The sequence below is a fragment of the Corynebacterium tuscaniense DNF00037 genome, assembly GCF_000759055.1.
In the GTDB taxonomy this organism is placed as follows: domain Bacteria; phylum Actinomycetota; class Actinomycetes; order Mycobacteriales; family Mycobacteriaceae; genus Corynebacterium; species Corynebacterium tuscaniense.
The window spans coordinates 25715-41719 of record NZ_JRNG01000021.1 but is presented as its reverse complement, the minus strand read 5'-3'; the positions used below and the strand labels follow the sequence as shown (position 1 = coordinate 41719).

The window sequence follows — 16005 nt, the reverse complement described above, 5'->3', positions numbered from 1 at the left end:
AACATGGCAGTAAATGACATCAAGACCGCAGCTGTTCTCGGCGCCGGCTCCATGGGTGCCGGCATCGCCGCACACATGGCTAACGCTGGCATCAAGGTTCACCTCCTTGATCTGCCGGTGGAGGGGGCTGAAAGAGACGAGCGTAACGCTCGCGCCCAAAAAGGCATTGACACCCAGCTCAAGCGCTACGGTTTCCAGCGCCCTGAGTACGCCAAGCTGGTCACCCCGGGTAACACCGAGGACCACCTGGACCGTCTCGGCGAGGTTGATTGGATCGTTGAGGCCGTCTTCGAGGACATCAACGTCAAGCGCGACACCTTCGCCAAGGTCGACGCGCACCGTAAGCCGGGCACCCCGGTGTCGTCCAACACCTCCACCATCCCGCTCGAGGTTCTGCTCGGCGAGGCATCGGATGAGTTCAAGCGCGACTTTTCCATCACCCACTTCTTCAACCCACCACGCGTGATGCGTCTGGTGGAGTACGTCGAGGGCCCGGACACCTCCGCTGAAGTCAACGAGAAGATGCACCACGTGCTGGAGCGTCAGTTGGGCAAGGTCGTGGTGGATTGCCGCGATACCCCGGGCTTCATTGCCAACCGAATTGGTAACTTCTGGATGGCAGCTGGTGCCAAAACCGCTTTCGACCAGGGTATTAAGCCGGAGCAGGCAGACGTCGCATTTGGCCGCCCGTTTGGCGTTCCGCGCACCGGTATCTTCGGCCTGTTCGACTACGTGGGTATCCAGCTCGTCCCCGGTATCTGGGGCTCCCTGCTGAAGGCGCTGCCACAGTCGGATGCGTACCACGATTACAACATCGTGGAGCGCGATGAGTTCAAGACCTTGCTGGACAAGGGCTTTACTGGCCGCACGGCCGAGTCCGGCTTCTTCCGCGGCCGCGATGAGGTCTACGACTTCGCCGCCGGCGATTACCGCCCGAAGGAGTCCTTCGAGGTTCCCAAGGATGCCAAGGAGCTCATGGAATCCGGCACTCCTGAGGGCAACTACGCTAAGGAAGTCTTCAAGGTCTTCATCAAGTACTGCTGCGACACCGCACCGGAAATCGCGGATTCCGTCGACCAGATCGACATCGCCATGCAGCTCGGCTACGGCTGGAAGCAGGGCCCATTCCAGCTCGCGGATTCCATCGGGCTGGACTATGTTGCATCGCTTTTCGACGATGCCCCTGAGCTGCTCAAGGCAGCCCAGGAAGCAGGTGGTTTCTACGCCGATGGCAAGGTGCTGGGTACCGACGGCAAGCTGACGGACCTGCCGGCCCGCGAAGGTGTCATCCGTGTTGCTGACCTGGTTGCTGGTGCCGAGGAGATCGCTGGCAACGCCGACGTTTCGGTGTACAAGCTCACCGACGGTGATTACGCAGGCTTCGGTGTCTTTGTGTACAAGACTCCGATGAACTCCAACTCCAACAACGTCACTGAGCTACTCACCCACGCCGGTGAGTGGGACCTCAAGGGCCTGGTCATTGCTAACGACGAGGAGCGTGCCTTCTCCGCCGGCGCTGACCTGGGCACCTTGGCCAAGCTCTCCGGCCCGGAGGGCGACAATGAGGAGCTGGCCCGCACCATCAAGCAGGGCATCGACGGCTTCCGCGCACTGCGTGGCGCACCGTTCCCGGTCGTTGGTGCTGTCCGCGGTGTCGCCCTGGGTGGTGGCATGGAGCTCCTCCTGCATACCGATGCTTCCGTGATCCATGCGGAGGCCCGTGTTGGCTTCCCGGAGCGCAACGTCGGCCTGTTCCCGGCATGGTCGGGCCCGGTGCGCCTTTTGGAGCGCCTGGTGGACTTGGGTGTGCCGAACCCGCACAAGGTCGCTTTCGACGCACTGCTGGGCACCGTCAAGCCGGTTCCGGCCATCAACATCGACTTCTGGCGCAAGGATGACCAGCTGATCCAGTCCCCGGACCACGTTGTTGAAGGCGCACTGGCGCTGGTGAAGAAGCTCGCTGAGGGCTACTCCGCCCCGGCTGAGGCACAGCTGCCGCTGACCACCGAGACCCTCGAGTACACCGATGGTTCTGACACTGACAAGGCAATCGGTGAGGCCCTTGCCTCCGTCTACACCGGTGAAGGCACCGCGGACGAGGACGAGTTGGGCAACCGCCAGGTTGTCGCCGCGGCCAAGGTTCTGGCACGCCAGGAGAACCATGACCGCGCCGTGGCTATGGCCACCACGCGTCGCCCGCTGAACAACTAACGTTCACCGGCCTAAGGCCGGCCCCGGATTTCTTCGGGAGCCGGCTTTCTTTTTAAGTAGTGGCAGAGGACGGCGCTCCATACTGTGATCAGTAGAGGCAGCGAGGGGTAAGAACTACCGCGTTTATAATCGGCGCCATGCTTTCGTTTTATCAAGAGTTCCCCGATGAATCTACTGTTAAAACACTGTTGGAGGGGGATGCGAAGGAATTTCTCTTTGTGCTCGCGCGGGTGCCTGAGCGGTACACGGTAGATAATCCTTTCGGTAAGGAAGAGATTTCAGTCTCCCAAGAGCGACTTGATGGGCTCGCTGTGAGACTGCTTCCTGACGGTGCGGTAACCACAGGCCGAATTAGGATCGTGTATCCGCATGTGAGGCGCTCGGAAAACGGAGAAGTCACGTTTGACCCCGGTGAAATCGCTGATCTGAAGCCGTTTACGGTGTACCGGACGAGGGGGACAGAGTCTTCTTTCTTGCCCTACTCGGGAAGCGGTACTGAGCCAATTTTTGCAGTGTGGGACGTTCCCTCCCTTCTGTCAGATCCGGAATTGGAGGAGCTCGCTGCGTTCGCCCGAAAGAATCAAGTGATCAACACAGATTTAGGTGATCTAACCATCCATCGCGACATTGAGTCTTTCCTAGGCCGCGCAGAATCGCTCGGGGTCAACATCAGCATCAGTTATGAAGGGAAGGATCCCCTGCTGCAGGAACCGGTTGAGCGAGAGGAACGCTTCGCTCCGGCAGTGGATGTTATGAATCGCGTTGTCACACAAGAGATGCTTGATAATGCCTGCAGGTTTGCGGCTAAGGAGGCGTTGCCCACCGCGAACGAATGGCGCCACGATGTCGCTGAGGCTGAGGGCCGCCCAACTCCTGCCCCGGAGTGGACCGTCGAGGATGTGGTTGAGCGCTTCCGTGCGGTGTACGTATCGGTTATGGAAAGTGGTGAGATTTGCATCGAACTCGACGATGGTTACCTGTTCGGTGGACATCCAGTCACGGTTTTCGCAGATGAGGACGGTATGTCCACGGAGGTTGAGCTCGACGTTTAACTGAGACGCGACTTTCGCTTATCTAAGCCCCGGATGACTTCAGCCTGTTACCGTTGCCCCCATGAAGGTTGTGCCTTGGGACCAGGTCGCGCAGATACCTCACGTTGAAGAAGACATCTTGAAGTCAGTCACAGATGAACAGACAGTGCGCTTCACTCATGTTCCGGATCCATATACAGAAGACCATCTGCGTGAGTTTCTGGCAGCGCCACCCACAGGGGTGAGACGCTACGCCATCGTTCTTGATGGGCGCTACGCCGGAAATGTCGAGTTAAGAAGCATGTCGGATGATGTGGCCGATCTCGGATATACAACTGCGCCGTGGGCGCGGGGGCGTGGCATCATGACACAGGCGGTCCGTATCGTGACGCAGGGAGCACACGAGGAAGGCGTCCACCGTGTCGAACTTCGCGCAGCTGTACACAACCATGCTTCGCGTCGAGTTGCCCAGCGCGCCGGCTTCACTTTCGAAGGGATTAGCAGGCACGCTGAGTTGCTGCGCGGCACATACAACGACGTGGCGGTGTACTCGCACCTCGCTACAGACAACAACTAGAGGATAGGCAGATGCACGTCGATCTGCTCTGAGCATGAAAAACCGGACCATGTCTTCGGGTTCTTATGATGGGAGCCGCTTCTTGTGTGTTCCTGTTTGTATCTCAGGCCCTTGAGTAGTCCTCTTAGTTTCTTCTCAGATACTATTATGCGACCGATCCGAACCGACTAAAGGAGCACACGAGCATGCAGATTCCCTTCACCCTTAATGCGTGCGCTATAGCGTTAGCGAATCTTGGGCAGCACGTTCTCATTGGCGACGAGAGGGCTCAGGCCACCGGGTCATATCCGGTGGACGGGATGGCGGCGTTTATCGCGGTCAAAGATGAGCACGCGTCGATCGAAGCGACCTTTTTGCTGCCGGGTGTGGTCTCCCAGGAATCTGATGTTCTTATGCGCAGCAATGCTCTACAAATGTCCGCCTTGGGGGTGTGCCGGTTCGTCTTCTATGAGGACCGGGTGATGGCAAAATCGACGATGTTCGCCAGCGAAAGCCTCACGGCGGGGCAGGTGCAGTCGTGGTGGAACACCTGCCTCCGCGAGATTGACACGTGGTACCGCGAGATCGCTGAGCAGGGATTCATCGATGTCACGGTTCCCGTCACTATCCCTGAACAGTTCGCGCTGAACACCGATATTTATGACGTGTATAAGGATGAATGTTCTCCCGACGACGAGTTCGGCCCCCTGGTAACTACGGCCCGTGTGGTGCACAGCATGACGCAGCTAACCGGGGCGATTCCGCAGGTACGCACCACAAACATCGGGGAAGTCGTCGAAGCCAGTATCGGCGGCCAGAAGATGGACATCGAAGTTATCGACGGTGCGCTGCGGTTTATCATCGGATCTTCACTACAGTCTTTGCCCGGTTTGGGGGAGGCGCTTGCGCACTCGATTAACTGGCTGAGCATGCAAGCGGCGGCTCCCTCAGCTTGTATTTACGATTATGGTGACCACATCGAGATGTTCACGCGCGGGGTCGTGGACACCAGCACAGGTTTAGATGATGGTGCTTTGACCACCGCTATTAAAAAATGGGGTCCTTATGTTTACGATTTCAACGAGCAGATTTTCAATGATCTGCAAGGCCTGCAAAGCAAGTAAGCGATGCCCCCGTTGATCGTCGCAGATCATTTTGGCGACGGGTTGCGCAGCGCGCTAGTTTCATTTTCGAAGGAATGAGCAGGTATGCTGAGTTTCTTCGCGGCGCATATTAGGATCTGGCGGTGTACTCGCACCTCGCTACAGACATCGACGAAGATAAGGCGACGCACTTCGATCTGTTCGGAGCATGAAAAACCGGGCCCAGCACGTTGCCAGGCCCGGTGTTCGTGTTCTTATGAGCGGTACGCGCTCACGCCGGTGATCGACTTGCCCACGATGAGGGACTGCATGGTGTCCGTGCCCTCGTAGGTGTGCAGGGATTCGATGTCGGCGTGGTGGCGCGCAACGTCGTTCTCGAGCAGGATGCCGACGCCGCCGAACATGTCGCGCGCGTCGGCGGACACCTTGCGTGCGCCGCGGGTGTTGTGCACTTTAGCCAGGGCTGCCTGCTTCTCGTTGAGCTCTCCGGCTTCCTCCAGTTCGAGGAGGCGACGGCAGTACAGCGCCATGGAGGTGACTTCCTGCAGCATGTCAGCGAGGCGCTGCTGGATGACCTGGTTCTTCACCAGTGGGCGGCCGAACTGGACGCGGCGCTGGGCGTAGTCAAGAGCCTTCTCGTAGCAGTCGATCGCCATGCCGAGGGCCACCCACGCGACCGCGATGCGGGTGCCGGTGAGCACCTTCGCGGTGTCGCGGAAGGAGTGGGAGTTGGGCAGACGGCGGTCGTCGGACACGCGGACGTCGTTAAGCTTGATGTGCGCTTGCGGAATGCCGCGCAACGATGCCTTACCGACGATCGTTTCCGCCTCATACCCCTCCTGGTCCTGGTCAACGATAAAGCCCTTGACTTCACCGTCTTCCTCATCACGTGCCCAGACGATGGAGATGTGGCCCACGGAGCCGTGGCCGATCCACTTCTTCTCACCGTTGATGACCCACTCGTCGCCCTCGCGGCGAGCAGAGGTCTCCAGTCCGATGGAATCGGAACCGTGATCTGGCTCAGTCAAGGCGAAGGCGCCGCGGATCTCCATGCGGGACATCGGGCCCAGGTACTTGGCCTTCTGCTCCTCGGAGCCGCACATGTCGATCGAGCGCATCGCCAGGCCGGACTGAACGATGTGCGCGGTGGCCGTTGATGCGTCGGTGCGCGCGAATTCCATCTGGATCAGGCGGTTTGCACGAATGGAAATGCCGGGCTGGCCGTCGATAGAAATGCCGTCGGTGACAAGGCCGCGGCGTGCCGCTTCCTCAACACCGGGGATGTTGTACTCGGCCTTCTCCCACGCCTCATTGATGGAGGGGCGGGCGAATTCCATGAACTCGCGGGCCTTCTTCCACCACTCAAGGTCCTCACCATCAACATCGGCGAAGACCTGGTAGTAGTCCGTCTTCGGGTCCAGCAGTGCTGCGACCTCATTCACATTCTGATCTGCCATGGCGATTAACCTGCGAATGCGCCGACACCGGTGATGGACTTGCCCACGATGAGGGACTGCATGGTGTCCGTGCCCTCGTAGGTGTGCAGTGCCTCGATGTCGGCGTGGTGGCGTGCCACATCGTTCTCGAGCAGGATGCCCACGCCGCCGAACATGTCGCGCGCGTCAGCGGAGATCTTGCGTGCTGCACGGGTGCAGTGAACCTTCGCCAGAGCTGCCTGCTGCTCGGTGAGCTGGCCGGACTCCTCGAGCTCAAGGAGGCGACGGCAGTACAGGAACATGGAGGTCAAATCCTGCAGCATGTCAGCGAGACGCTGTTGGATGATCTGGTTCTTCACCAGCGGGCGACCGAACTGGACGCGGCGCTGGGCGTAGTCAAGAGCCTTCTCATAGCAGTCGGTGGCAAGACCGAGGGATGCCCATGCGACGGACACACGCGTACCGGTGAGCACCTTCGCGCAGTCGCGGAAGGAGTTCGCGCCCGGCAGACGGCGGTCATCAGAAACGCGGACGTTGTTCAGCTTGATGTGTGCCTGCGGGATGCCGCGCAGCGATGCCTTACCGACGATCGTCTCCGCCTCATAGCCCTCCTGGTCCTGGTCCACGATGAAGCCCTTGACCTGACCATCGGCGGTGTCGCGTGCCCAGACGATGGCGATGTGGCCGACGGAGCCGTGGCCGATCCACTTCTTCTCGCCGTTGATGACCCACTCGTCACCATTCTTCTCAGCGGTGGTCTCCAGAGCAATGGAGTCGGAGCCGTGATCCGGCTCAGTCAGAGCGAATGCACCGCGGATCTCCAGGTGGCACATCGGCTTCAGGTACTTAGCCTTCTGCTCCTCAGAACCACACATGGCGATGGACTGCATAGCCAGGCCAGCCTGAACGCCGAATGCGGTGCCCATGGAGGCATCCGTACGTGCGTACTCGAAAGCCATTAGGCGGGCAGCACGCACGGACATGTGTGGCTCACCCTCGATGTCGATGCCATCACGGAACAGGCCACGCTTGCCTGCTTCTTCTACGACCGGGATCTGGTACTCGGCAGTTTCCCAACCCTCGTTGATATAGGGGCGGGCGAATTCGCCGAACTCGCGGGCCTTCTTCCACCACTCCAAGTCCTCACCGTCAACATCGGCGAATACCTGGTAGTAGTCGGTTTTCGGATCGAGCAGTTCGTGGACTGGGTTGTCAGCCATGAGTTCCTCTTTCTTGGATTCCGGGGAGGTTCCGCCCCGTGAATGTGGAGCAAAACCATAACGCCTTTAATTGTGACTTATGTCGCAGGTGTTTACAAATGTTTTTGAGGCGATTTTTCTAGGATTTCTCGCACTCATTGCCCCTCATCTGTACCCCGGGTGAAAGAGGGAGTTCTGACTACGCTTCCAAGGGGATAAGGCGCAGGTCTTTGCGCAGAATCTTCCCGGTGGGATTTTTGGGAATTTCGTCGATAAATGTCACGGCACGCACCTTCTTATAGGGGGTGACGCGCTCGGCAACCCAGTCCATGAGTTGCTCTTCGGTGAGATCAGCGCCCTGTTGCCGGACGACGAATGCGCGCGGGATTTCCAAACCGTCGCGGTTGACGCCGACCACTCCTGCGTCGGCAATTGCTTCGTGGGTGAGGAGCAGTGCCTCGAGCTCCGCTGGTGCAACCTGGTAGCCCTTGTACTTGATCACTTCTTTTGCGCGATCGACGATGTAGAAGAACCCGGCCTCATCTACGCGCGCCACGTCACCTGTGCGCAACCAACCACCGTCGACAAATGTTTCATTGGTGGCTTCCTCATTATTCAGGTAGCCCCGCATCACCTGTGGGCCGCGGACGAGGAGTTCGCCCGCCTCTCCTTGGGGCACGTCTTCGAGGGTTTCAATATCAACGATGCGACACTCCGTGTTCGGAACTGGGTGTCCAATAGAGCCTGGGTTGTTCTCGCTTTTGATGCCAATGTTGACGGCCGGGGAGGTCTCCGTCATGCCGTAGCCCTGCACACAATCGGTATTGATGCGGAGTTCAACGGCGCGTGCAACCTCCTCGTCCAATGGGGCGGCGCCGGAGAACATGAGCCTGCTTGCGGCGAAGCCCTCGGCAGTGACAGCGGGATGCTTTGCTAGTGCGACGGCCATGGGCGGAGCGATGAATGTCATCTCAATGTCGTGTTCGCCGTGTGCACGCAGGAACATATCGAGGTCGAACTTCGGCATCGTGAAGATGTGTGCGCGCTGCAGCAACGGGGTGAGTAGTAGCGCGGTCATGCCGTAAATGTGGGAGAAAGGAAGAGGTGACAGGGTCTTTGTATGCGGCCCAATGTCGTTCTTTTCCAGCATGTAACGTGCCTGAAGCACATTAGAAGTGAGATTGCTATGGGTGAGCATCACTCCTTTTGGCATGCCCGTCGTGCCCGAGGAGAAAGGGACAGATGCCAAAGTGTTTCCGTCGACGTGAATATCAGGTGCGGGCAAGCGCTTCTCGGCGATCCGCTCCACCTCGTAATGCCACAAATGCTGCTCACTTCCAACATCGGACACGCCGATGAAGAAGTCTGCACCGGCCATTCCTGCGATCCTTTCAACGTCTTTTGGATTCATCAGGACACCGATGGGGTTCACGGTTGCCCCGGCGCGGAAGATGCCAAAGAGTGCTACAGCAAAGTCGATGCAGTTAGGGATCTGTAGGGAGACAACACTCCCGGGGCCAATGTCGTGCGCGGCAAGGTATCCAGCCATGGCATCAGCCTCCTCCTTCAATTCGGTATAGGTGATGCTGTTGCCCGTAGTCAGTTCTGTAATCGCAGGACGGCCGGCGTCGGCTGCGGTCAGGTTGTGGAAGATCAGGTCGTAAACGGAGCCGTCGAAAAGCTCGAGATCTGGATACGGGCTTTGATAGATCATGGTGGTCCTTTCGGTATTCCGGACGAGAAAAATCACAAACCAAGAAAGGTTAGGCTTGTGAAGTCTGCAGACCATTGTGACCTGCACCTCATTAACGTGTGCTAAAAATCGGCTTAATTTTTACTTTGGGTTTTACTAAGGGGGAGCTGTGAAGAATTCTGCTGCCTCCACTAATGTGAGACATCATGAAAGCCCTTTATCTCATTGCCGCTGCGCTTGGTTCGGTGGTGGCAATTGCTGGCGTCTATCTGGATTTTCCGCGCGCAATCAATATCGCTGCCGTTGTGTTTGCTGCGGTGTGCTTAGTTCTGTGGCTCGCGAAGAACTATGTCTCGATGGAAAGTGCTCCCATCGACTTAGACGAGGAGCAGCGCGAGATTATTGCGGGGATGAAAGCCGCAGGCGATATGGATAAGGCAGCGCGTCAGGTTCAGTTGTGGTTTCGCAACACCAGCTACGGCGAGGCCGCGGACATCGTTAGAGAGCTCTAGACGCTAAGGTTGGAAACATGACTGAACGTACTCTGATTCTGATTAAGCCGGACGGCGTCAAGAACGGCCACGTGGGGGAAATCATCTCCCGTATTGAGCGCAAAGGCCTGAAACTCGTTGAGATGGATCTGCGCACCGCTGATCGCGCAACCGCTGAGAAGCACTACGAGGAACACAAGGACAAGCCTTTCTTCGGTGAACTCGTTGATTTCATCACCTCTGCACCGCTGGTAGCTGGCATCGTCGAGGGCGAGTCTGCTATCGCTGCGTGGCGTCAGCTGGCCGGTGGCACCCACCCTGTTGAGGCAGCAACGCCTGGTACGATCCGCGGTGATTTTGCTCTGACCGTTGGTGAGAATGTTGTTCATGGTTCGGACTCCCCAGAGTCCGCTGAGCGTGAGATTGCTATCTGGTTCCCGAACCTCTAAGTGCGCGCCGTACTGTCTTAGTCCCCACAACATAGTGGGGACTTTTTGTGTTTGAACACCGGGCTTTTTCTCTCTTTGCCCGTGCGTCTCCGCGTGCGTCCCACAGTCTCCGCGCAAGCTGTGACACAATAGGTGTCAAGCTTTATACACACCCGTATCACCGTGTGGGCGTGGACGCGCAGCTGTGCGGCGGCGGTGGTTTTCTTTCCACCAGCGCCCGGCTGGTAGGCGTGGACGTACCCTGCACGGTCAATTCAATAGGAGATTTCCGTGTCGGATAAGGACGACATTGCAACCCCCGACAAGTCGCGTCGCCGGGCAACAACCAAGAAAACCGCTAGAAAGTCGAACAAAAAGGCCGCGAAGAAAACGACTAAGAAGTCTGCGTCGAAACAGTTGATGGATCGTTCCCAGATTCAGGACAAGACCCGTGTGTTCGCGTTGGCGAAGATGCTGGGGATGCAGTCAAAGGAACTGATCATTGCTCTCAGCGATCTGGGGCTAGTCAAGGTAGCGCAGTCCACCCTGACGCGTGCAGAAACTGAGCAGCTTCTCGACGCTTTGGAGCAAGCCCCTGCAACCCCAACCGCAGCGCAGGACAGTGCTGACACGAAGAGTGCTGCAGATGATGCGGACGAAAAGATCCGGCATCGCGTGCGCAAGGACGTGGAAAACGAGATTAACCAGATCACGGAAAAGGTTGAGGCGGACCTCGAACAGGTCCTAGCTGAAGATGCGGAGGGCGCCCCGCAGGACACCGAAGATACCCCGATTGACGTGGAGGATCTCGTCGAAGAAATCTCCGCCGAAGAAGCTGCCGAAGCCGAAGCGCATGCCACTGAAGTAGAAGAAGCTACGGAGGTGTACGCGCCGATCTTCAAGGCACCAACTGGTTCCCGTAGACGTGTGCGGCGATCGGGGAGTGCGGCGAAAGGGGACGCGGATAAGCAAGAAGAAAAGCGCGAGGAAAAGCAAGAGCCTGCCGCAGATCAGATTCAAGAACCTAAAGCGATCAAGGGCTCCTCACGCTTGGAGGCGCAGCGCCGTCGTCGCACTGAGCGGCGCGAGGAAGAGCGCAAGCGTTCGCGGGTTGTCTCGCAGGCTGAGTTTCTAGCGCGGCGCGAGTCAGTGGAACGCACCATGGTTGTGCGTGAACGTGCGCGCCACGATGGTCCGGGCAAGCTGACCCAGGTCGGTGTTCTGGAAGATGGTCTGTTGGTCGAGCACTTCGTGGATTCAGACGAGAGTGCCTCCATGATTGGCAACATCTACCTCGGCCGCGTGCAGAACGTGCTGCCAAGTATGGAAGCTGCCTTCATTGACATCGGGCAGGGCCGCAATGGCGTGTTGTATGCCGGCGAGGTGGATTGGAAGTCCGCTGGTTTGGGTGGCCGTTCCCGCCGCATTGAGCAGGCTCTGAAATCCGGTGACCAGGTGCTGGTTCAGGTGACCAAGGATCCGGTAGGCCACAAGGGTGCCCGGCTGACCACCCAGATTTCCTTGGCGGGGCGCTTCCTTGTATATGTCCCGGGTGGTCGCAGTGCTGGTATTTCGCGCAAGCTGCCCGCCCCGGAGCGTAAGCGCCTCAAGGACATCCTGGTCAAGGTTGTGCCGGGCAAGGGTGGCGCCATCATTCGCACCGCCGCGGAAGGCGCCTCGGAGGAAGCTATTGGTGCGGACGTTGCTCGTCTGCACACCCAGTGGGAGGCCATCCAGGAACAGGCGGAGAAGGAAAAGAACTCCCCGGGTTCCAAGCCTGTCACGCTGTATGAGGAGCCGAAGCTTTTGGTCAAGGTTGTGCGTGACCTGTTCAACGAGGACTTTGATGCCCTTGTCGTGGACGGCAAGAAGTCCTGGAACGTGGTGCATAACTACGTCCAGTCAGTTGCGCCTGATCTGCTGGACCGAGTGGAGAAATTCGACCGCAGTGAACACGACGGCAAGGACGCCTTCGAGGTCTATCGCATCGACGAGCAGATCCAGAAAGCGCTGTCCCGTATCGTGTGGCTGCCGTCCGGTGGCACCCTGGTCATTGACCGCACCGAAGCAATGACTGTCATTGACGTCAACACCGGCAAATTCACCGGCTCCGGCGGTTCCTTGGAGGAGACCGTGACCGCCAACAACATGGAAGCCGCGGAAGAAATCGTGCGTCAACTGCGTCTGCGTGACATCGGCGGCATGATCATCATCGATTTCATCGATATGATCCTCCCTGAAAACCAGGAGCTCGTTCTGCGTCGTCTCAAGGAAGCCCTCGGCCGCGATCGCACGCGCCACCAGGTTTCGGAGGTGACCTCGCTTGGCCTGGTTCAGCTCACGCGCAAGCGTTTGGGCACCGGTCTCGTGGAGACGTTCTCCACCAAGTGTGAGCACTGCGATGGTCGCGGCATCGTGCTTAGCGACGACCCAGTGACCACCACCGACACCTCCCACCACGCCGACTCATCTGGGGCGGAGAACAGCCACAGCCGTTCCTCTCGTCGCCATAAACCGGCGCAGAATCCGGGCAACCACCCGACCGCTTTGGCGATGAACTCCCACGAGGACTCTCAGGAAGACTCCAACGGATCTTCCAGCATCGAGGCACTCGCCGACGCGGTGGTATCCGCTGAGGACGCTGAGGAACAGCCCAAGCGTCGTTCATCCCGTCGTCGCGGACGCCGCGGCAGCGGCCGTGGCCGCGGCCGAAGCGAAAGTCAGCAGCAGGAGCAGAAGCGAGACACTACCGCTGAGGAAACAACCCAGACCACTTCCCAGACCTACGAAGAGGCACTGGAAGAGTTTGAGAACTCCCCGCGCCGCAAGCGCAACACGCGTGGCAACTCCAAGTCTGATCACCGTCCGCGCCGAGAGGACTTCGCAAAGGACACCCCAGCTAAGACCGAGCACACATCTGAGGCGCAAAGCGAGGTTTCAATCGAGGTCAAGGAGAAAGCACCAGTCACTCGAACTACTGGGGGCAGGGGTAGGAGGCGTGCGACGCGGAAGACGTCGACAAGCGTGCATAAGGTGCCTGAACCGAAGCAACGGCAAGAGGCCAAAGAGGCGACATCACGCACTCCTACTCGTGGCCGGCGACGCGCTACGCGGAGGCGCACCACCTAAACACACACGAACTGCGCCCACGCATAAGAGCAGTTTGGTCTTTGCGGGGGCGCCGGTGTAGTCTTTGACAGTCGCTGTTTTGGGGCGCGCCTTTTGTGATCAAGCATGCGGGCGAGGCTGCCGTTAACAAACCCCGAAACACAAGCAAGAATGAAATAGTGGTGTCGTGGCATGCCGGCGCCGTGCGAGAAGAAGAAAGGGGTAACCCGCTATGTACGCAATCGTCAAGACCGGCGGAAAGCAGTACAAGGTTGCCGAAGGCGACCTCGTTCGGGTCGAGAAGATCGAGGGTGAAGCTGGCGATTCTGTGGCGCTCACCCCTGTTCTGCTTGTCGACGGTGCCAAGGTAACCGCCACCTCCGACGACCTGGCCAAGGTCAACGTTTCCGCTGAGATCGTTGAGCATGGCAAGGGTCCGAAGATCAACATCATGAAGTACAAGAACAAGACCGGTTACAAAAAGCGTCAGGGCCACCGCCAGCAGCTGACCACCGTCAAGATCACCGGCATCAAGTAAACCGAGACGTTTAGAGAGGAACCACAATGGCAACCAAGAAGGGTGCATCCAGCACCTCGAACGGCCGCGACTCTGAGTCCAAGCGCCTCGGTGTGAAGCGCTTCGGCGGCCAGCAGGTGAAGGCAGGCGAGATCCTCGTCCGCCAGCGCGGAACCAAGTTCCACCCGGGCGACAACGTCGGCCGCGGCGGCGACGATACGCTCTTCGCACTCGCAGCTGGCTCCGTCCAGTTCGGCATCAAGAAGAAGCGTCGCATTGTCAACATCGTCCCCGCTGACGGCGAGGGCGTGGCTTCCGAGGTTATCGAGGCTGGCCTAGTCGATGACGCAGTGGTTGAGGAGAAGACCGCTACCGCGTAAGCCAGCGGGGAGTGCGTTCAGTGCTCCCACGGCCACGCTTCTTAAGCGCGCCGCGATCCCCGGGCGGGGGTTGCCGGCGCGTTTTTGTGTGGGTGGGGGGGTACTGGCCCGTGGTCCGTCCGTCCCGGTCCACTGGCTCGCTCTGGCTCGCTCACCGGCGCGGTCGTTGAAAGATATTACATTTCACCGGTAACTATCACAGTTTAGAAATCTCTGACCTGCAGGTTTAATTTTGGCCTTCAGTTGGGGTGCAAAATCTTTCACCGACGCCGGTATTTTCATGGTTAGACCCGCCCACTGAACCCCCATTTGACCCCAGCAGGAGAGGAGACCCACCATGGCTCAGTTCGTTGATCAGGCTGTCTTGCATCTACAGGCCGGCGATGGTGGCCACGGCTGTGTTTCCGTGCACCGTGAAAAGTTCAAGCCGCTAGGTGGGCCGGATGGGGGCAACGGTGGCCATGGTGGGGACATCATCCTGGTGGTTTCACCGCAGGTACACACACTGTTGGACTTCCAGTACCGCCCGCACTTGAAGGCAAAGCGCGGCGGCAACGGTGAGGGGGATCACCGGAATGGAGCACGCGGTGAGGACTTGGTAGTGGAGGTCCCCGTGGGCACGGTGGTGCGCAGTGCGGAGGGGGAGATTCTCGCTGACCTGGTCACGCCCGGTACCCGGTTCATCGCGGCCGAAGGTGGTTTTGGCGGCTTGGGTAACGCAGCCCTCGCCACGGCGAAGCGCAAGGCTCCTGGTTTCGCGCTGAAGGGCGAGGCCGGCCAGGCGCATGACCTGATCCTTGAGCTGAAGTCCATGGCGGACGTGGGGCTGGTGGGCTTCCCATCGGCCGGTAAGTCCTCGTTGATTTCCGTCCTGTCGGCAGCGAAGCCGAAGATCGCTGACTACCCATTCACTACTCTGCAGCCGAACCTTGGTGTGGTGGACGTAGGCAATGACACGTTCACTATTGCGGATGTGCCTGGCCTTATTCCGGGTGCGAGCCAGGGCAAGGGCCTTGGCCTGGACTTTTTGCGCCACATTGAGCGCACCGCGGTGCTCGTCCACGTGGTGGATTGCGCCACGATGGAGCCGGGCCGTGACCCGCAGTCGGATATTGAGGCCTTGGAGGCAGAGCTGGATTCCTACGCGGAGCAACTTGAAGCGGATGAGACTGGGCTGGGTGATCTGCGCGAGCGCCCCCGAATCATTGTTCTGAACAAGGTGGATATTCCGGAGGCGAAGGAGCTGGCGGAGTTCCTCGAATCAGATTTGGCGGAGCGTTTTGGTTGGCCGATTTTCATGATTTCTACGGCGACGCGCGCGGGCTTGGATGAGTTGAAGTGGGCGTTGTGGGATGTGGTTCAGGCTGCCCGCAAGGCGCATCCGAAGGTCAAGGAGCAGGTGGAGCGCCAGGTCATTCGGCCGAAGGCGGTGGATCGTGGGGATGATGTTCGGGTGATCCCGGATCCGGAACTGCCTGGCGCATGGATGGTCGTGGGGGAGAAGGCGGAGCGTTGGATCCGCCAGACGGACTTTGAAAATGATGAGGCAGTGGGGTATCTCTCTGATCGCCTGAATAAGGCGGGCGTGGAGGATCAGCTGCGTAAGCTCGGTGCGCACGAGGGGGACACGGTGATAATCGGGGAGATCTCCTTCGATTGGGAGCCGTCGATTGGCGGTGATCCCACGATGGCTGGACGTGGACAGGACGCGCGCCTGGGTGGCACGGATCGTATGTCCGCGGCGGAGCGTAAGCGTGCGTCGCAAGCTCGTAGGGGGCTTATCGACGAATACGATTTCGGCGACGACCTCCTGGGCCGCACCGAGGCCGACCGAGAACGTTGGCAGGGATAA

At 59.0% G+C, this 16005-nt stretch carries 13 protein-coding genes; 10 read left to right on the top strand and 3 right to left on the bottom strand.

Features of this window, described 5'->3' with window-relative positions:
• Positions 1-3: 3 nt before the first annotated feature.
• From HMPREF2129_RS06180 to HMPREF2129_RS06165, 4 genes are all read left to right on the top strand, one after another.
• On the top strand, positions 4-2211 hold the full coding sequence (locus tag HMPREF2129_RS06180) for a 3-hydroxyacyl-CoA dehydrogenase/enoyl-CoA hydratase family protein (RefSeq protein WP_034664358.1): 2208 nt from the start codon (positions 4-6) through the stop codon (positions 2209-2211).
• A gap of 137 nt (positions 2212-2348) precedes the next feature.
• A complete protein-coding gene (locus tag HMPREF2129_RS06175) occupies positions 2349-3263 on the top strand; it encodes a DUF2262 domain-containing protein (RefSeq protein WP_052092873.1) in 915 nt (304 codons plus the stop codon).
• Positions 3264-3324: 61 nt separating this feature from the next.
• On the top strand, positions 3325-3819 hold the full coding sequence (locus tag HMPREF2129_RS06170; protein WP_052092871.1) for a GNAT family N-acetyltransferase: 495 nt from the start codon (positions 3325-3327) through the stop codon (positions 3817-3819).
• 185 nt (positions 3820-4004) lie between these two features.
• Positions 4005-4922, top strand: coding sequence for a hypothetical protein (locus HMPREF2129_RS06165; protein WP_034664355.1), 918 nt, complete (start codon positions 4005-4007; stop codon positions 4920-4922).
• A 233-nt stretch (positions 4923-5155) separates the two neighbouring features.
• Here HMPREF2129_RS06165 and HMPREF2129_RS06160 read toward each other — a convergent pair whose 3' ends face one another.
• The 3 genes from HMPREF2129_RS06160 to HMPREF2129_RS06150 form a co-directional block, all read right to left on the bottom strand.
• The gene (locus HMPREF2129_RS06160) at positions 5156-6358 is read right to left on the bottom strand and encodes an acyl-CoA dehydrogenase family protein (RefSeq protein ID WP_052092870.1); all 1203 of its coding nucleotides are present in this window, start codon (positions 6356-6358) and stop codon (positions 5156-5158) included.
• A 5-nt stretch (positions 6359-6363) separates the two neighbouring features.
• On the bottom strand, positions 6364-7557 hold the full coding sequence (locus HMPREF2129_RS06155) for an acyl-CoA dehydrogenase family protein (RefSeq protein WP_052092867.1): 1194 nt from the start codon (positions 7555-7557) through the stop codon (positions 6364-6366).
• Between the two features lie 178 nt (positions 7558-7735).
• Positions 7736-9250 (bottom strand): AMP-binding protein, encoded by a 1515-nt coding sequence (locus HMPREF2129_RS06150; protein WP_034664353.1) that lies wholly within the window; start codon positions 9248-9250, stop codon positions 7736-7738.
• 185 nt (positions 9251-9435) lie between these two features.
• Here HMPREF2129_RS06150 and HMPREF2129_RS06145 point away from each other — a divergent pair, with 185 nt between their 5' ends.
• The 6 genes from HMPREF2129_RS06145 (at position 9436) to obgE (ending at position 16005) form a co-directional block, all read left to right on the top strand.
• Entirely contained in the window at positions 9436-9741 is a 306-nt protein-coding gene (locus HMPREF2129_RS06145; RefSeq protein WP_034664350.1) for a hypothetical protein, read from the top strand.
• Positions 9742-9758: 17 nt separating this feature from the next.
• Positions 9759-10169 carry a nucleoside-diphosphate kinase gene (gene ndk, locus HMPREF2129_RS06140; protein ID WP_015381795.1) on the top strand — a complete coding sequence of 137 codons (411 nt, stop codon included), beginning with the start codon at positions 9759-9761 and terminating at the stop codon, positions 10167-10169.
• Between the two features lie 270 nt (positions 10170-10439).
• Positions 10440-13277, top strand: coding sequence for a translation initiation factor IF-2 N-terminal domain-containing protein (locus tag HMPREF2129_RS06135; protein WP_052092866.1), 2838 nt, complete (start codon positions 10440-10442; stop codon positions 13275-13277).
• Between the two features lie 211 nt (positions 13278-13488).
• Entirely contained in the window at positions 13489-13794 is a 306-nt protein-coding gene (rplU, locus tag HMPREF2129_RS06130) for a 50S ribosomal protein L21 (protein ID WP_034664346.1), read from the top strand.
• Positions 13795-13820: 26 nt separating this feature from the next.
• Entirely contained in the window at positions 13821-14153 is a 333-nt protein-coding gene (gene rpmA, locus HMPREF2129_RS06125; protein WP_034664344.1) for a 50S ribosomal protein L27, read from the top strand.
• A 337-nt stretch (positions 14154-14490) separates the two neighbouring features.
• Positions 14491-16005 (top strand): GTPase ObgE, encoded by a 1515-nt coding sequence (gene obgE / locus HMPREF2129_RS06120; protein ID WP_034664342.1) that lies wholly within the window; start codon positions 14491-14493, stop codon positions 16003-16005.